Source organism: Prevotella sp. RM4, assembly GCF_000701965.1.
In the GTDB taxonomy this organism is placed as follows: domain Bacteria; phylum Bacteroidota; class Bacteroidia; order Bacteroidales; family Bacteroidaceae; genus Prevotella; species Prevotella ruminicola.
This window is the reverse complement of record NZ_JNKG01000008.1, coordinates 489,633-506,498: the sequence shown is the minus strand read 5'-3', so window position 1 is coordinate 506,498 and position 16,866 is coordinate 489,633. Positions and strand designations below refer to the sequence as shown.

Here is a 16,866-nt window from a genome sequence, read left to right as displayed (position 1 = left end):
TTCTATTTGGGTGCAAAGTTACAATTTTTTTAGCTTTTTATACCAAAACTACTATTTTTTTTATACCTTTGCAAAGAATTATTTACCTTTTGATCATGAAACTACCTGTATTAACCTCTAAGATTAAACACTATCTGGCCGACTTTCGTGTCGTGTTTTTCGTATGGCTCATCATGGCCATCATCCCTTGGCTGCGCATTTGGCTCAAGGGTAAGTTCGACCTCGATTATTCCATCTTCTACCACTCGTTCTGGCATGCCTGGCAACAAATGCCGCTGTATATTATCTACCCCGAGGATGGTAATTATTTTCTATACGGACCGCTCTTCCCGCTGCTCATGGCACCCATGGCAGTGCTGCCCTATCAGTTAGGCCGACTGATCTGGATGCTGCTCATCACGTTTGTGCCTTATTGGAGCATACGCCAGTCGTTCTTCACCCGCAGTCAGCAGCTGTTCATCCTGTGGTTTGTGGCGGTCGAAGCCTATACCTGCATACTCGATTCCGAGAGCAACAGTCTCATCTTAGCCTGCATCCTGTTCACCTATTACCTCACCCAGAAGCAGAAGGATTGCTGGGCGGCATTCCTCATCGCTTTGGGCACTGTCACCAAAATCTACGGTATTGCGGGCTTGGCGTTCTTCCCCTTCTCGCACCATAAGCGCCAGTTCTTAGGCTGGTTTGTAGCTTGGATGGTCATTCTGTCGGTACTGCCCATGTTCGTATTCGGGTTCGATTACGTATGCGGCCAGTACGGTGCCTGGTACGATGTGCTGGTACATAAGAACGACCTCAACCAGTTTGCCGCCGGTCAGAACATCTCGCTGCTGGGTATGGTACGTAAGATATCAGGCATCGCCAGTTACAACGATATCTGGCTTATCCTGCCTGGTGCCATTCTCTTCGCTCTGCCTTATCTGCGACTCGATCAGTATCGCCATCAGGGGTTCCGCCTGGCAGCCGTAGCCTCAGCGCTCATGACGATTGTGCTGTTCAGCACCGGTTCCGAGTCGTACAGCTACATCATCGCCATGCCCGGTGTAGCCATCTGGTATCTCACCAGTCCTTGGCAGCGCAACCGCTGCGATCTGGCACTCATCATCTTCGCCTTTATCATCACGTCGATGTCGCCATCCGACCTCTTTCCAAAGGTAGTATGGAGCCAGCTCATCAAGCCCTATTCGCTCAAGGCCCTGCCTGTAGCTATCATCTGGTTTAAGCTCATTTACGAGATGCTCACCAAGGATTATGCCTTCACCACAGCCCAAACCATGCGCACCCAGGCCAGCGTCATGCAGTAGATATCAAACCAGAAGTTATTGTGGAAGAATTTATATACTGCTACAGGACAGAGTGCATCTACAGGGAAGATGCAGAAGTTTACGAACAGTAGCCAGAATATCACCCAGTCTATCGTGGTACGTTTGGGTTGCAACCAGAACACCATCTGGTAGCCAGCCAAGGCAATCAGGTACGTATGTGTTTCCGGACTGTCGCTAAACAGTATCACGTAGCCCATCATCACTGCTAAGGCCGTTACTCTGAATCTGTAATTGCTCCACAAACGGTACTTCCAGAAGAAGATGGCAGCCAATACGGCCAGCACACCCAACTGTATGGCTCGCATGTTTGGCAGCAGCACATCGCGCAGTACGGGTGCAAACAGCAGTCCTGCCCAGGTACCCGAATCGCCGTGCTGTGTCAGCATCTCGCCCATCTGTCGGTACAGGTCAAGCGGGTGCTCAAACATCGGGTTCAAGGCTGGCAGCAACAGCAATCCCACGCCCATCAGCACCGCAGCGCCAAGGTTACGCCACATTTTGGGATAGCACAACAGCAGCGCCAACTCTATACCGCCGTAAATCTTAGTGGTAGCCGAAATCATAATCAGCAGTACCGCCCACAACGGCTTGTTACGTTCCAGCAGCGTAAAGGCCAACAGGAACAGCGCACACACCACCAGGTTATACTGAAAACAGAAGGTGCCCTGCACTATCAGCAACAGCAGGAATCCGAAAATCTTAGTGCGGTATTTGTTCACCTCGCCCGGCAGCGTTCTGATGGCCGTTACCATCAGGGCATACAGCATGCCGTTCCATGCAAACGGCCCTAACCATTTGGGCAGCAGCAGGATAGGTGCATACAGGGTGGTAAACACGGGTGTATAAAGAAAATAGCGCCCATGGTCGGTAATAAACTGCTGGGTGTAAGGTGTCAGTCCGTGCCAGAACATGCTGGTGGCATCGCTATACACATAGTAGTTGCTGGCCCTGCCACGCAGCGTTTCGATGGCAGTTGCTGCCACCATGATAATCAGTCCCAACCAAAATAATATCTGTTCTTTGTTTTTGATATTCTTAATTTTTTGCCACATGGTTTCGTTCGCCATTATACGAGTTCAGGAAGTAGCCAGGTCGGCCCTTCACTTCATTAAAAATCTTTGCCACATACTCACCCAGGATGCCCAAGCTCAGCAGCTGTATGCCACCTAAGAAGAGTATCGTTACCATCATCGTAGGATAGCCCTGAACAGGCTCGCCATACAAGTTGGTAATCACAATAATGTATATCAGATACAGGAAAGCCACAAACGATACAATCAGTCCCAGTACCGATGCCAGTCGCAGCGGTGCGGTGGTGTACGACATGATACCGTTCAGTGCCAGGTGCATCAGCGCACGTGTGCTCCATTTGCTCTCACCCGCCTGTCGCTCCAGCTGCTTGTAGCCGATGCCCTTTTTGCGGAATCCTATCCACGAGTACATACCCTTGGTGTTACGTTCGGTTTCGCGCATCTGTTTCAAGGCCTCCACACACGAGCGGTCCAGCAGTCTGAAGTCACCGGTATCCTTCTGTATGGGCACCTTGGTAACCGATTGCAGCACCTCGTAGTACCAGTGCGATGTGGCACGCTTCAGCCAACTCTCCTTACTGTCCTGTCGGGTGGCATACACGTCGTCGTAACCCTGCTCCCAGTACTGCAGCATCTCGGGTATCACGTCTATCGGGTGCTGCATGTCGGCGTCCATCACTATTACGGCATCGCCTTTGGCATAGTCAAAACCAGCCATCATCGCTATCTCCTTGCCGTAGTTGCGGCTCAGGTCCAGATAGTTGTAATGCAGGTCTTCGCGGTGCAGTCGCATCATCTGCTGCAGCGTATGGTCGCTACTGCCATCGTTTACCAGCAGAAACTCCCAGTTGTAGTCCGGGTTCTGTTTCAGCACCTCGCCCATCCGTTCTTTCAGTAGCTCGAACGACGATTCCTCGTTATAGGCAGGCAGTATAATTGTTACCGTTTTCATATATTCGTTTGTTGTTATCTTATAGTTGCTTGTCAGTAAATTCCGTGTAAGTTATAAATTTGTGGCCGTGGGCTTTCAGCATCTTTATCAGCTTGTCAAGTCGCCCAGCCATCTCACGTCCGCTGTGGTTCTTGATAATAAAGGGCATCTTAAACTCGGGGTGCTCCTTCAGGTCGTAAAACTCCCAGGGGTGAAAGTAGGTCACAAAGTAGCCATCGTGCTTCAGCACCCTTCTCACCAGCCAGTGGTACACGCTCTGTGGCAGGTTGTGCAGTGCCAGCCAGAACAGCGGGAATCGTATCAGCGGTGTTACCGAAGCCGGTATCTGCATCACCCCATCCTTCATAAACCAGGTTCTGGGTTCAGTCAGATGCATGTATCTGCCGGGAATGAACGCAGGGTTCAAACTCGAGTTATAGCGATAGCCCGCACGCTTTATTTCGCTCTCCACCACGGGGAACATACGTGGCTGTCGGTAGCCGTACACCGTTCGTCCGGTTACCCGTTCCACTATTTCCTTCGATCGGGCAAAGTCAGTTTCTTTCGGCTCAAAGTGATCCACGCCATGACAGGCCACCTCGTGCCCTTCGTCCATAATCCGTTGCACCAGTTCAGGTGCATTCTCTGCAAAATTACCTGTGCAAAAAAAGGTAGCCTTCACGCCGTTCTGCTTCAAGCAGTCCAATATGCGGCGCGTGCCTTCCTTCGAAACTTCCATACCTTGTTGTAACGAAAAATCCACGCCATGTTCACGTGGTCCATCAAACTCTTCGGTATCAAAACTCAATAGTATCATGATAATAATTGGTATAATTTGGTGCAAAGGTACACAATTATACCGAATTATTTGTATCTTTGCACCAAAATTTCATGTTCATGGATAAAAAGGAAACATTTGGTCAGATTGTTCGCTTCGGTATTGTGGGCACCACTGCCGCCGCCATCCACTACGGTGTGTACTGGTTGCTGCAGCACTTTATCGAGGTTAACATTGCCTATACCGTGGGCTATATCGTTAGTTTCTTAGTCAACTACTACCTGTCGGCCCACTTCACCTTCCGCGAAAAAACCTCAGCCCGCAACGGCATAGGTTTTGGCGGCGCCCATGCAGTCAACTACGTGCTGCACATCGTGCTGTTCAATTTCTTCCTGTGGTTAGGTCTCAGTCGTGCTGTAGCCCCATTGGCAGTACTGGCCATCGCTGTGCCAGCCAATTTCATCATGGTTCGTTTTGTATTCAAGCACTTTAAAAAGCAATAGTATTATCATGAGTAACACGCCCCTTCATATCGGTTTCGATGCCAAGCGCATTGTTCGCAACGGCACAGGCCTTGGTGCCTATGGCCGCACGTTGGTCAACGATCTGGCCCAGTATCCCCTGCAGCTCAGCCTCTATGCCCCCGATGCCGGTCGCGCCCCTCTGCGCAACCAAATCATAGAGCGCCCCAATGTAGCATTTAAGTTTGCCAACAAACGATGGCCGTTGGGCAACGCCTACTGGCGTACCAAGGGTATCGTTGCCGATCTTAAGCGCGATGGCATCCAGCTCTATCATGGCTTATCGGGCGAACTGCCCCTTGGCATCAGTCAGAGCGGCATCCCCAGCGTAGTTACCATCCACGATTTGATATTCCTGCGCCATCCCGAGTTTTACAATCCCATCGATGTCAAGCTCTACACCTGGAAGTTCCGTCGCACCCTGCGCGAGGCCACCCATATCATTGCCATCAGCGAGCGTACCAAGCACGATATCATCCAGTACGGTCAGGTACCCGACGAGAAAATCTCGCTCATCTACCAGAGTTGTGCCCAGCGTTTCGGTGCCGAGACCGATGCCGCCGTGCTGCAGCAGGTAGCCCAGCATTACCAGTTACCCCAGCGTTACATCCTGAATGTGGGTTCTATCGAAACGCGCAAGAATGTGCTGCAGGCCGTTCAGGCGCTGCTCTATCTGCCCTCCGATGTGTCGCTGGTCATCATCGGCCGCCCCACCGATTACACCCATAAGGTCATGGCCTACGCCCAGCGTCAGAACCTGCAGCAGCGTGTACGCATCCTGCATGGTGTACCCGACGAGCACCTGCCAGCCCTTTACGCTATGGCCGAAGTGTTTGTTTATCCCAGTGTTTACGAGGGTTTCGGCATACCTATCATCGAGGCCATCCGTTGCGGTTTGCCAGTAGTGGCTTGCAGCGGTTCGTGCTTAGAAGAGGCAGGCGGTCCCGACAACATCTATGTCAAACCGGGCGATGTGTTAGGCATGGCAGATGCCATCCGCCGTTCGCTGATTGGTTCAGCCCATCGCGAAGCCCGCATCCAGCGCAGCCAGACCTATGTGCAGCGTTTCGCTGGCAACGATGTCGCCGGCCAGGTTTATCAGCTCTATCATCAGATCTTAAGCCGCAGCTGAAGCATCATATCCGTTTTCGATTCGCGTTCAAAGTTGTTGTTTACGCCCATTTTGGCGGTCAGCAGCAAGTGTTTTCCTGCATTAGCGCGTAGCATCAGCCAATAACGTATGCCCTCGCCATACAGCTGCTGCATGGCATAAGTATATAGCGGTCCGTTCTCATACACATACAGTCGGCTATTATAACCATCCGTATGGTAATAGCCCGCTCCAGCGTTCAGTCGCAACCACTTATAAGTGTAGGCCATGCTCTCGCTCAGCATAGCCCCCGTCTCCGTTCCTCCATCCGCTCCATAGTTGCCATCCAGCTGGGTGCGCACACCCAAGCCGCAGTCCCAGTTGTATTCAGCTGCCAGTCTGGTGCGGTGTTCCTGTTGCTTGGCTTTCAGTCGGTACCTGCCGCTCAGTTTCCAGCGGCTGCTGGTATAGGTTGTCTGTAGCAGATAGTCCATTGTGTAAGTACCCGCCTGCTGTCGGTACCTTACCCACGGAAAGTAAGCCCAGTCGGCATAAGCCGCCACCTGCCATTTAGTGGATGGCTGCCAACTAGCTCCCACATACACGCCGCTTTCGTTCTGCACGCTGCCCCCATCGCTATAGCTCTGTGCATCCAGCGAGGTATAACGGTACTGGTAATAGCGCTGCAGTGCCATCAGCGTCAGGTTACTCCCCATCGCCACGCTCACACTGTTGATAGTGGCTATATGCCCGTTCCCATCCACGGCCGTTTCACCGTTCAGCGACCATTTGCTATTGGCATAGCCGTAGTCCGTACTCATATTCACAAAACTGCTGCCCTGCGGTTTATACAGGTTGTATAGCTGTTTGGTGTTAGGTTGCAGCGGTCGGTCCAGATGCACGTAAAGCCCGTTCAGCCCTATGTGCAGTCCATGTTCCGTATAACGCACACTACCACCCGTTTTCAGAGCGTGCAAATTATGTTTCTTAGCTATTTCGGCTTCCGTACGGTGGTAGCCAGTGGTTAGTATCGTACGTGCACTACCGTCCTTATTCAGCGTGGCATCCATCGGCACATACCCCACAAACGCAGTAGTCTGCCAACCGCGCCCTAACTTCAGGGTTATACCTGCACCTTGAAGTGCGTTCTCCGTTCTCGAGGCGTGTGCCCGCAAGGTGTTTGTGCTGCGCCCCAAGTTCTGTAGCATGGCTATCTTGCCTAAACTAAAGCTGTTGTTCATCACCAAGCCCATGCCCATGCTCACTCTGTAGCTACCCAGCACCAGTGTCTCTATACGTCCCCAGTGGTTCAGCTGCACATACGGTGCATAGTAGTCGTAGCCCCATCGGTTGGGGCCCTTCATAAAGGGTTCGTCAGCATCCAAATCACCCACCAGCCCCGCCTTCAGCCGGTCGCCATATTGCAGCTGGTAGCGAAACCAGTGCCCGTTGCTTAGTGGCAGCTTGGCGGTGGCCGTCAGTTCGTGGTGTAAGTAGCGTTTGGGGTTGCTCTCACCTGTATAAATGCAGTAGCTCAGCAGTTCGCGCTGGGCTGGTGTCAACAGTGTCATCATACGCAGTTCGGCAGTCGATTGCATCGGTGCATAACGGTACAGGTAAGCCATCAGCTCCTCTACCTGTTGTGCCGACAAAAAGGGGATGGCCTCCAGCTGTTCACGTGTGGCGGTATTAATGTTGATGGGGTGCTGCACCAGGTCGCTCAGCAGATCGTACGTCTGCTGCCACCCCTCCGATGCCGCATCCTCAGCCGTCATCACCTGATTCAAGTACGTCTCCCATCCATGCGATTCCTGCGCTTTTACGCCTAGGAATGGCAGTAAGAGTAGTAATGATAATCTTAGTTTCATTAATTTAGCTAATCTTTTGATGGTGCAAAGGTATAGAAAAAATTAGAAACAATAAAATAAACCCACTGAAAATCAAAAACAAATTCAGTGAAATTGAAGAACAAATTCAGTGAATTTGATGAACAAATACAGTGAATTTGATATTAAAGGAATTAGCGATTACTTTTAAACGAATTAAATGTATTTCACTAATTAATATGTTTTTTCGTGTTAAAACATGCACTACGTGACGAAAAAAGTAGTACCTTTGCACCCGAAAATGAGAAAAGGGTTTATCATAGCATTGCTGTGTTGCGCTGCTTGCGCCCAGGCGCAGGAGGAACAACGGATAACCGCCGAGCAGGTGCTGGCGGAGATGGACTCGCCTACATTTGTACCAACCGTGAAGGTGGGAAAGGTGCTGCACGAGGGCGACAGCATACAATACATGGAGATGAACAATGTGTATGTGTACCCGCAACTGACTTTTAAAAACAAAAAACAGGCCCAGCAGTACATGCGACTGGTGAACAACGTGAAGAAAGTGCTGCCTATAGCCAAAGAGGCACGCATGATGCTGATTGAGACCACCGAATACCTGGAAACGCTACAAACAGACCAGGAAAAGGCGGAACACATGAAGCGTGTGGAGGCCGACATATTTAAAACCTACAAACCCAAAATGAAAAAACTGACCTACAGCCAAGGTAAGCTGCTGATAAAACTGATTGACCGAGAATGCCACTCGAGCAGCTACGATATGATTAAAGCCTTTATGGGCCCCCTGAGAGCGGGATTCTGGCAGGTGTTTGCCTGGGGCTTTGGTGCCAGCCTGAAAAAGGAGTACGACGCAAAGGGCGTGGACCGACTGACCGAACGCGTGGTGCTGATGGTGGAGAGTGGGCAGATTTAAACTAAGAAAATTGCTAATATATTTTGCAGTTTAATAATAAATGTATATCTTTGCACTCGAAATAAAAGAATTTTTGTGTGGAAAAAACTGAGTTTACTCTTTTAAATAAGATCCAGACACCTGATGATTTGAGAAAACTGAAGGTGGATGAATTGCCACAGGTTTGCGACGAACTGCGACGCGACATCATTGAAGAAGTGGCAGTGAACCCTGGACACTTAGCCTCGAGTTTGGGTGTGGCCGAAATTACGGTTGCACTTCATTACGTATATAACACCCCCGAAGACAGAATAGTTTGGGACGTGGGACACCAGGCATACGGACATAAGATTCTGACTGGCCGTAAAGACCGATTCTGCACCAACCGTAAGTTGGGCGGTATCAAGCCTTTCCCATCGCCCGAAGAGAGCGAGTACGACACCTTTGCCTGCGGACACGCCAGCAACTCGGTATCGGCAGCCTTGGGTATGGCCGTAGCAGCTGAACTGGAGGGCAAGCACGACCGCCATGTGGTGGCTGTGATTGGCGACGGTGCACTGAGCGGCGGACTGGCTTTTGAGGGACTGAACAACGTTTCGAGCAGCCCTAACAACCTGCTGATCATACTGAACGATAACAACATGAGTATCGACCGCAGTGTGGGCGGCATGAAGCAGTATCTGCTGAACCTGAGCACCAACGAGACGTATAACGCCATTAAGTTTAAGACGGCACGCTGGTTTAACCGTCACGGTATGCTGAACGACGACCGCAAGAAGGGCTTGATACGACTGACAAACGCCATGAAGAGCGCCATCAGCCATCAGCAGAACATTTTTGACGGTATGAACATACAGTACTTCGGACCGTTTGACGGACACAACGTGAAGGAACTGGTGCGCATACTGAGTCAGCTGAAGAATATGACCGGACCGAAACTGCTGCACCTGCACACCAAGAAGGGACATGGCTATGCGCCTGCCGAGAAGGATGTGACGGTATGGCACGCACCGGGCAAGTTTAACCCTGATACTGGTGAGCGCCTGGTGGACAACGACCCCACCAAGCCACAGAAATACCAGGATGTATTCGGACACACGCTGCTGGAACTGGCTAAGCAGAACCCAAAGATTGTGGGTGTGACACCTGCGATGCCCAGCGGCTGCTCGATGAACATCATGATGAAAGAGATGCCCGAACGCACGTTTGACGTGGGTATAGCCGAGGGACACGCCGTGACATTCAGCGGCGGTATGGCCAAAGACGGACTGCTGCCCTTCTGCAATATCTACAGCGCCTTTGCACAGCGTGCATTCGATAATATCATACACGACGTGGCTCTGCTGAACCTGAACGTGGTGTTCTGCTTTGACCGCTCAGGACTGGTGGGCGAGGATGGTGCCACACACCATGGTGCCTTTGACCTGGCTGCCCTGCGCCCCATACCAAACATGACCATCTGCTCGCCACTGGATGAGCACGAGCTGCGACGACTGATGTACACCGCACAGCTGCCTAACAAGGGTCCGTTCGTGATACGCTATCCACGTGGTGGCGGCGAGCTGCAGGACTGGCGATGCCCACTGGAGGAGATAAAGGTGGGTACCGGACGTAAACTGCACGACGGCGACGACATAGCTGTGCTGAGCATTGGCCCGATAGGCAATAACGTTACCAGAGCGATTGAACAATTGTCAATTATCAATTGTCAATTGTCAATTGCCCACTACGACATGCGCTTCTTGAAGCCGATTGATGAATCGATTCTGGAAGAGGTAGGCAAGAAGTTTAAGAAGGTGATTACCGTTGAGAACGGTGTACGCCAAGGCGGACTGGGTAGCGCGGTGCTGGAGTGGATGAACGATCACGGTTACGCACCAAAGGTGACACGACTGGGACTGCCCGACAACTTTGTGGAGCACGGCACCGTAAAGGAGCTGCAGCACATTGTGGGCATTGACGAAGAAGGCATTAAGAAAGCTATTTTGGAGGCATGAAAATTGTGATAGTAGGTGCAGGCGCCGTAGGTACTCACCTGTCGAAATTGCTGTCGAGAGAACATCAGGACTGTATTCTGATTGATGACGACGAGGAGCGACTGGCTAAAATGAGCGAGTACGACGTGATGACGTATTGTGCATCGCCAACCAGCATCAGAGCTCTGAAAGAGGCCGGTGTGCCTAATGCCGACCTGTTTGTGGGCGTAACTCCCGAAGAGAGCACAAACATTAACGCCTGCATACTGGCACACGCCTTGGGCGCCAAGAAAACCGTAGCACGTATTGATAACTACGAGTACCTGGCACCCAGCTTACAACCATTTTTTAAGAACTTAGGACTTGACTCGCTGATTTACCCCGAGGTACTGGCAGCCATTGATATCAACAACGGCTTAAAGCTATCGTGGGTGCGCCAGCGCTGGGATGTACACGATGGTGCACTGACCATGCTGGGCATCAAGCTGAGAGAGCAGGCCGAGATACTGAACCAGCCACTGAAGGACCTGTGCGGCCCCGACGACCCGTACCACATTGTGGCCATTAAGCGCGGAGGCGACACGATTATACCAAGCGGTATGGACGAACTGAGAGTGGGCGACCTGGCCTACTTTATGACTACCAAGGAGTATATACCTTACATACGCAAGATAGTAGGTAAGGAGCACTATACCGACGTGAAGAACGTGATTATGATGGGCGGCGGCAAAACGACCGTACGTGCGGCGCTGACCACACCCGACTACATGCACGTGAAGATTATTGAGAAGGATGCCAAGCGCTGCGAGAAGCTGAACGAGCTGCTGGAGAACCAGGACACGATGGTGATTCACGGCGACGGACGCGACTTGGGACTGCTGGAAGAGGAGGGCATCAGAAATACACAGGCCTTTGTGGCGCTGACCGAGAATGCCGAGACCAACATTCTGGCTTGTTTGACAGCCAAGAAGATGGGCGTGCGCAAAACAGTAGCGATGGTGGAGAACCTGGACTACGTGAGCATGGCCGAAAGCCTGGATATCGGTACGATTATCAATAAGAAGACCATCGCCGCCAGCCATATCTACCAGATGCTGTTGGATGCCGACGTGAACAACCTGCGATCGCTGATGATGGTGGACAGCGAGGTGGCTGAGTTTACGGCTGCCGAGGATTCGAAGGTGACCAAGAAACCGGTTAAGGACTTAGGACTGCCATTTGGCGTAACTATCGGCGGACTGGTACGAAACGGCCACGGTATGCTGGTGAACGGTAACTCGCAGATTGAGGCGGGCGACTCGGTGATGGTATTCTGTCATGAACAGAAACTGAACAACATAGAAAAGTACTTCAAGAAGAATGCGATATGGTAAACTTCCGTATCATCAGTAAAATCATAGGCTCGCTGCTGCTGATAGAGGCATTGTTTATGTCGCTATGTGCACTGGTGGCTTTCTCGTATCACGAGGACGACCTGATGGCATTCCTGATATCGCTGCTGATAACCTTTGGCAGCGGTTTTACGTTTATGTATATGGGACGTAACGCAGACAACAGTCTGAGCCGTAGAGACGCCTACCTGCTGGTAACGGCCGCCTGGCTGGTGTTCTCGGTATTCGGTATGTTTCCATTTCTGACCCACGGCTGTATTACCAACATTACCGACGCTTTTTTTGAATCAACATCGGGCTTTACCACTACGGGCGCCTCGATTATCGACGATGTGGAGATACTGCCACACGGCATATTATTCTGGCGATCACTCACCCAGTGGATTGGCGGATTGGGAATCGTATTCTTTACCATCGCCATCCTGCCATCGTTGGTGGGTGGTAGTGTAAAGGTGTTTGCCGCCGAGGCTACAGGCCCCATCAAGGCCAAGATGCACCCACGACTAACCACAACTGCCAAATGGATCTGGAGTATCTACCTGATACTAACGCTGGCCTGCGTATTATCGTACTGTGCTGCAGGCATGAACTGGTTTGAGGCACTGAACTACGCCATGACCACCACAGCTACAGGCGGCTTTGCGATACACAACGAGAGCACGGAGTACTTCCACTCGCCTACCATCGACTATATCTCGATTACATTCCAATTCCTGTCGGGCATCAACTTTACCTTATTATATTTAAGCATTGTAAAAATGCGACTGAAGGCGCTGCTGACCAACTCGGAATTCAAGCTGTACGTAAGCGTGGTGATAGGTGCAACACTGTGGATTATGTACCTGCTGCTGACACGTATGGGCTACGACTTAGAGCATGCCTTCCGTGCTGCATTGTTCCAAGTGGTATCGTTTATCACCACCACGGGTATGTTTAACGAGGATGCAGGCACCTGGCCACATATCACCTGGGTGATATTGGGTGTGGTAATGTACTTAGGTGCCTGTGCAGGTAGTACCAGCGGTGGCTTTAAGTGTATCAGAGGCGTGATGCTGCTAAAAGTGGTACGTAATAACTTCCGCCAGATACTGCACCCCAATGCTGTGCTGCCTGTAAAGATTAACGGCATGAGTATTCCACAATCAAAACTGGTGGCGCTGTTTGCCTTTTTCACGCTCACCATGCTGATGACATTAGTAACGGCCACCATTATGATTGTGGCTGGCATTGATAACACCAACGCCATTACCATAGCCCTGAGCTGTGTGAGCAACGTAGGACCAACCTTAGGCACGCAGATAGGACCGGTGATGTCGTGGTCGATACTGCCCGAATACATCAAGTGGATTCTGTGTCCGTTGATGCTGATGGGACGTCTGGAGATTATGACGGTGCTGGTACTGTTTACACGTACCTTCTGGAAAGAAAATTAAACTAACACTAATATAGCTATGATTAAATTTGAACCGCTGCTGAAGCAGACACTGTGGGGAGGCGACAAGATTATCCCCTTTAAGCATTTAAACGACACCCTGGAGAATGTAGGCGAGAGCTGGGAGATTTCGGGTGTAAAGGACAACGAGACCATCGTAAGCGAGGGTGAGTACAAAGGCAAGAGCCTGAACCAACTGGTACGCGAGCTGAAAGGTAAGCTGGTGGGCCAGGAGAACTACGAGCGCTTTGGCGACGAGTTTCCCCTGCTGATTAAGTTTATCGATGCCCGTCAGGATCTGAGCATACAGGTACATCCTACCGATGAGATTGCCCACCGACAGGGTAAGACACGCGGCAAAACCGAGATGTGGTATGCCCTTGAGAGTGCCCCAGGTGCACAGCTGTACAACGGACTGAAACAGCAGATTACGCCTGAGCAGTACAAGCAGATGGTTGAGAACGATACGATTACGGATGCGCTGGCACGCTACGAGGTGAGCGAGGGCGACGTATTCTTTATTCCAGCCGGCCGCATACATGCCATTGGTGCCGGTTGCTTTGTGGCTGAGATACAGCAGACAAGCGACGTAACCTACCGCATTTACGACTTTAAGCGTAAGGACAAGAACGGCAACTACCGCGAGCTGCACACCGAGCTGGCGGCCGAGAGCATCGACTACACCGTGCTGCCCAACTATCGTGCCGAGTACGAGCGCACCAAGAACGAGGGCGTACAGGTGGCTACATGCCCCTACTTTACCACAGCCGTTTACGACTTGACTGAGCCTATGACACTCGATTACACAGAGCTTGACTCGTTTGTAATCCTGATAGCCGTAAAGGGCGAGGGCACCATCAAGGCCAACGGCCAGGAGACAACCTTCCGCATGGGTGACACTATCCTACTGCCCGCCACTACCGCCGAAGTAAAAATCGAAGGAACGGTCAAATTCCTCGAAACCTTCGTTTAATTATTTTTGGCACGGATTAACACGGCTCTCTTTTAGAGAGACGCTGCTTTTTCGTTAACAACAGCCGTGTCTTTATTTATAAAGCCGTGTTAATCCGTGCCTAAATAATTATGGATGTCGGATTGGAGGCGACGGAATTGCTCTGATGAAGCATAGCCCGTGTTTTTCTTAAGCATCGTTTTAATGTCCTGCAGCGAGTTTTCGTAGCAGGACATTTCGTTTCGCTTCTGCGTACGATGGGCAGAGGCGTGATAGATTTCGTTCTGGCGCTCCTGGCGTAACAGATTGCACACCTTTGACAGGATGGGCGACACAACGGTGTCGAACAAATGATGACCCTGTATATAAAGATAGGTGGTTTGCGGCGTTACGCCTAAAGCACGGATATCGTCCTTGGTACGCAGATACTCTTCCTTGGCATCGGGGAACTGGCGCTGCAGATCGTTGATCTTGGTGCGCACCTTACGCTTCACGTTGTTGATAGAGGCTGCGGGATTCTGCACACTGAAACCGCCCGGATCGGCAATACGACAGAAGTCGGTGATAGAGAACCGTGAGTAATTGCCATTGCGATACACCATGACACTCCACACAAAAAGCGGAAAAATGGCCTCGGAGAACTGCTGGAAATAATCGCGGAAATCGAAGATGCGATGATCGTTGAGTGTTACCGACACGCATACATTATGCAGCGAAGGGGCGTAACACTGAAAATTCTCGATGGCATACACGTAGGTGTGGAACACGTACGGACTGTTCAGGATGCGCTGCGACTGATGGGTGCGACCCTGCATCAGGTAGTCGTAATCGGCATCTACGCAGGCAATCATATCGCGCCCCAGAGGCTCGCCCTCGAGGAAGTTCATCAGTACGGATTTCTTGCCGCGTGTGAGATTGATTTTTGAGGGCAGCATCACCTCGAAGTAGCGCTTATCGTTCTCGAACTCGCTGAGAACGGTGCGCCAGAAGTAGATATCATCGTAGCTCTCGACATAGGCCACTATCCTACGTCGCGCCTTTTTAGAGGTGAGCGCATTGGCCGCCTCGAAATACTTGCTATTCAGATTATCTTTTAATCTACTTCCCATTCTTCTTTTTTTTGCAACGGACAACAGGACTTTACGATTTTCCTTATTCCTAAAGTCGTGTAGTCCGCTGCTAAATTATACTGTTATATCGCTTACTTCGGTAACGGCATCAACCCAACCATTCATGACGATGGCGGGCGAATGGGTGGTAAGAATAATCTGTACGTTAGGGTTAAGCTCGACACAGAGATCGACCAGACGCTTCTGCCATTCGAGATGGAGCGATACCTCGGGTTCGTCCATAAACAGCACGTAAGGCTGGTTGTCCTCGACCAGCACGGTGAGCAGGATAATCAGCATCTGCTTTTCGCCGCTCGACAGCTGATAGGGCAACAGCACCTCACCTATCTGGGTGAAGCGCAGTTCGTTCTCGGTACGGATAATCTTTTTGCCCGTTTCGCGGAACAAGTCATCTACAATGTCCTGGAAACGTGACTTTTTTTGTGAAAGCTGCTGAGCGGCATCGGTATCGCCGCTCTGCAGTTTTTCGATAATGCGATTGCCTATGTTTACCTGATAATCAAGGTACTTGCGCTGCAGGTTGTAGAGCTGGATATCGAGCAGCGAACCGCCACCAACACCAGCCAATGCCGATAAGGCCTGACGGAGGAATCCCTCGCCCTCGGCCAATGCCTGCTGCAGGTTGGTATCGAGCGAACGGATCATGTCGTAACGAATCCACTTGGCATCCTCGGGCACCACATCCAAGTGAACACCCTTGAGCATGTGCGAGGGGAACTCGCCACCTGCAATCAAACCCTTTACCACCTTATTCAGGATGGTACTTTTGCCCTGACCGTTAGTACCACTGAGGATGTTAACCTGACGGTTAAGCTCCCACACAATATGTTTCTTCCCGCTCCAAAGCGAGTCGATCTCGATGCGTTTAATGTAATCGGCGTATTTAGGCATAGGCAATGGATTTTATAAAAAGTTTTGTTATTCTTAGTGCTACTTACTTAAAAGCAGGGCGCGATTCGCCTGGGTGCCACACATCAGCAACAGCAATCTCGAACACCAGCGTGCTGTAACCAGGAATAGACGATGAAGTAGTTTCGCCATAAGCAAGCTGATAGGGGATATAAACCAGCCAATGGTCGCCTTTCTTCATGTGCTGCAGGGCTGTGCAGAAACCCTCGGTGAACAAACTCGTGGTTGTGCCCGATGTTGTGGTGACTTTATTCCAGCTTACGCATGCCTTGAGCATAGCTGACTTTGACCAATCGAAATCGCCCAAGAACGACTGATCGAACACATAACCTTTCTCATATGTCTTTGATGGAATCAATCTACCACGATAGGTATAGAACACTGAGTCGGTGAAAAGTGCTGTTTCGGTGCCACTTCCCTCCTCCAGCACATCTACGTAGATGTAGTCGGCATCGGTAATACTGGGATTTGTGGTATCCTTTGTGTAAGTCAGGATTTTCTTGTAGCTAGGATTTGAAACCACCTGATTAAAGTAGGTCTCGTTCTTCTGTTTCCAGTTGTCGAACTCGCCCTCTTCGGTCTCATCTTCGCTGCACGATGATACCATTCCCACAAGTGGGAACAGTATCAAAGCGAGCCATATGTATTTTAAATTCTTCATTGT

Annotated in this window: 15 protein-coding genes; 8 read left to right on the top strand and 7 right to left on the bottom strand. The window is 50.8% G+C overall.

The window, feature by feature from the left end; translation table 11 throughout:
- The first annotated feature begins 95 nt into the window (after positions 1–95).
- A complete protein-coding gene (locus T499_RS0107960; protein ID WP_084163000.1) occupies positions 96–1,301 on the top strand; it encodes a glycosyltransferase family 87 protein in 1,206 nt (401 codons plus the stop codon).
- Here the strand turns inward: T499_RS0107960 and T499_RS0107955 are convergent.
- From T499_RS0107955 to T499_RS0107945, 3 genes are read right to left on the bottom strand one after another with little or no spacing between them, the layout of a single operon-like run.
- Positions 1,247–2,389 (bottom strand): glycosyltransferase family 87 protein, encoded by a 1,143-nt coding sequence (locus T499_RS0107955; protein ID WP_052173555.1) that lies wholly within the window; start codon positions 2,387–2,389, stop codon positions 1,247–1,249. The two genes, T499_RS0107960 and T499_RS0107955, sit on opposite strands and share 55 nt — an antisense overlap.
- Positions 2,358–3,305, bottom strand: a complete 948-nt coding sequence (locus T499_RS0107950; protein ID WP_033150494.1) for a glycosyltransferase family 2 protein — start codon at positions 3,303–3,305, stop codon at positions 2,358–2,360. The genes T499_RS0107955 and T499_RS0107950 overlap by 32 nt, the downstream gene beginning before the upstream one ends.
- Before the next feature lie 19 nt (positions 3,306–3,324).
- The gene (locus T499_RS0107945) at positions 3,325–4,101 is read right to left on the bottom strand and encodes a polysaccharide deacetylase family protein (RefSeq protein ID WP_033150493.1); all 777 of its coding nucleotides are present in this window, start codon (positions 4,099–4,101) and stop codon (positions 3,325–3,327) included.
- 80 nt (positions 4,102–4,181) lie between these two features.
- Between T499_RS0107945 and T499_RS0107940 the strand changes: the two genes are divergently transcribed.
- Together T499_RS0107940 and T499_RS0107935 are read left to right on the top strand one after the other, a co-directional pair.
- Positions 4,182–4,565, top strand: coding sequence for a GtrA family protein (locus tag T499_RS0107940; protein WP_013065338.1), 384 nt, complete (start codon positions 4,182–4,184; stop codon positions 4,563–4,565).
- 7 nt (positions 4,566–4,572) lie between these two features.
- Positions 4,573–5,715: a glycosyltransferase family 4 protein gene (locus T499_RS0107935; protein WP_033150491.1), complete on the top strand. Its 1,143-nt coding sequence runs from the start codon at positions 4,573–4,575 to the stop codon at positions 5,713–5,715.
- Here T499_RS0107935 and T499_RS0107930 read toward each other — a convergent pair.
- Positions 5,694–7,541 (bottom strand): ComEA family DNA-binding protein, encoded by a 1,848-nt coding sequence (locus T499_RS0107930; protein ID WP_033150490.1) that lies wholly within the window; start codon positions 7,539–7,541, stop codon positions 5,694–5,696. The two genes, T499_RS0107935 and T499_RS0107930, sit on opposite strands and share 22 nt — an antisense overlap.
- A gap of 355 nt (positions 7,542–7,896) precedes the next feature.
- On the opposite strand from T499_RS0107930, the gene T499_RS0107925 reads away from it, so the two are divergent.
- From T499_RS0107925 to T499_RS0107905, 5 genes are all read left to right on the top strand, one after another.
- Positions 7,897–8,433 carry a DUF4294 domain-containing protein gene (locus T499_RS0107925; protein WP_013064610.1) on the top strand — a complete coding sequence of 179 codons (537 nt, stop codon included), beginning with the start codon at positions 7,897–7,899 and terminating at the stop codon, positions 8,431–8,433.
- A gap of 77 nt (positions 8,434–8,510) precedes the next feature.
- Positions 8,511–10,409, top strand: a complete 1,899-nt coding sequence (gene dxs, locus T499_RS0107920) for a 1-deoxy-D-xylulose-5-phosphate synthase (RefSeq protein WP_033150488.1) — start codon at positions 8,511–8,513, stop codon at positions 10,407–10,409.
- Entirely contained in the window at positions 10,406–11,761 is a 1,356-nt protein-coding gene (gene trkA, locus T499_RS0107915) for a Trk system potassium transporter TrkA (RefSeq protein WP_033150487.1), read from the top strand. Before dxs ends, trkA begins: the two co-directional genes overlap by 4 nt.
- On the top strand, positions 11,755–13,212 hold the full coding sequence (locus tag T499_RS0107910) for a TrkH family potassium uptake protein (protein ID WP_013063436.1): 1,458 nt from the start codon (positions 11,755–11,757) through the stop codon (positions 13,210–13,212). The genes trkA and T499_RS0107910 overlap by 7 nt, the downstream gene beginning before the upstream one ends.
- Before the next feature lie 18 nt (positions 13,213–13,230).
- Positions 13,231–14,184, top strand: coding sequence for a type I phosphomannose isomerase catalytic subunit (locus T499_RS0107905; RefSeq protein ID WP_033150486.1), 954 nt, complete (start codon positions 13,231–13,233; stop codon positions 14,182–14,184).
- 89 nt (positions 14,185–14,273) lie between these two features.
- On the opposite strand, the gene T499_RS0107900 is transcribed toward T499_RS0107905, so the two are convergent.
- The 3 genes from T499_RS0107900 to T499_RS0107890 form a co-directional block, all read right to left on the bottom strand.
- Positions 14,274–15,272 (bottom strand): DUF4435 domain-containing protein, encoded by a 999-nt coding sequence (locus tag T499_RS0107900; protein WP_033150485.1) that lies wholly within the window; start codon positions 15,270–15,272, stop codon positions 14,274–14,276.
- Positions 15,273–15,347: 75 nt separating this feature from the next.
- Positions 15,348–16,184, bottom strand: a complete 837-nt coding sequence (locus T499_RS0107895; RefSeq protein WP_033150484.1) for an AAA family ATPase — start codon at positions 16,182–16,184, stop codon at positions 15,348–15,350.
- A 43-nt stretch (positions 16,185–16,227) separates the two neighbouring features.
- The gene (locus T499_RS0107890; protein ID WP_084162998.1) at positions 16,228–16,863 is read right to left on the bottom strand and encodes an FKBP-type peptidyl-prolyl cis-trans isomerase; all 636 of its coding nucleotides are present in this window, start codon (positions 16,861–16,863) and stop codon (positions 16,228–16,230) included.
- Positions 16,864–16,866: the final 3 nt, after the last annotated feature.

What these genes read in the sequence shown, in the direction of transcription:
- T499_RS0107910 (WP_013063436.1), top strand. Translation starts at nt 11,755, where the DNA reads ATGGTAAACTTCCGTATCATCAGTAAAATCATAGGCTCGCTGCTGCTG.
- T499_RS0107950 (WP_033150494.1), bottom strand. Translation starts at nt 3,305, where the DNA reads ATGAAAACGGTAACAATTATACTGCCTGCCTATAACGAGGAATCGTCG.
- T499_RS0107895 (WP_033150484.1), bottom strand. Translation starts at nt 16,184, where the DNA reads ATGCCTAAATACGCCGATTACATTAAACGCATCGAGATCGACTCGCTT.
- T499_RS0107960 (WP_084163000.1), top strand. Translation starts at nt 96, where the DNA reads ATGAAACTACCTGTATTAACCTCTAAGATTAAACACTATCTGGCCGAC.
- T499_RS0107940 (WP_013065338.1), top strand. Translation starts at nt 4,182, where the DNA reads ATGGATAAAAAGGAAACATTTGGTCAGATTGTTCGCTTCGGTATTGTG.
- T499_RS0107935 (WP_033150491.1), top strand. Translation starts at nt 4,573, where the DNA reads ATGAGTAACACGCCCCTTCATATCGGTTTCGATGCCAAGCGCATTGTT.
- T499_RS0107925 (WP_013064610.1), top strand. Translation starts at nt 7,897, where the DNA reads ATGGACTCGCCTACATTTGTACCAACCGTGAAGGTGGGAAAGGTGCTG.
- T499_RS0107890 (WP_084162998.1), bottom strand. Translation starts at nt 16,863, where the DNA reads ATGAAGAATTTAAAATACATATGGCTCGCTTTGATACTGTTCCCACTT.
- T499_RS0107930 (WP_033150490.1), bottom strand. Translation starts at nt 7,541, where the DNA reads ATGAAACTAAGATTATCATTACTACTCTTACTGCCATTCCTAGGCGTA.
- T499_RS0107945 (WP_033150493.1), bottom strand. Translation starts at nt 4,101, where the DNA reads ATGATACTATTGAGTTTTGATACCGAAGAGTTTGATGGACCACGTGAA.
- T499_RS0107905 (WP_033150486.1), top strand. Translation starts at nt 13,231, where the DNA reads ATGATTAAATTTGAACCGCTGCTGAAGCAGACACTGTGGGGAGGCGAC.
- T499_RS0107955 (WP_052173555.1), bottom strand. Translation starts at nt 2,389, where the DNA reads ATGGCGAACGAAACCATGTGGCAAAAAATTAAGAATATCAAAAACAAA.
- trkA (WP_033150487.1), top strand. Translation starts at nt 10,406, where the DNA reads ATGAAAATTGTGATAGTAGGTGCAGGCGCCGTAGGTACTCACCTGTCG.
- T499_RS0107900 (WP_033150485.1), bottom strand. Translation starts at nt 15,272, where the DNA reads ATGGGAAGTAGATTAAAAGATAATCTGAATAGCAAGTATTTCGAGGCG.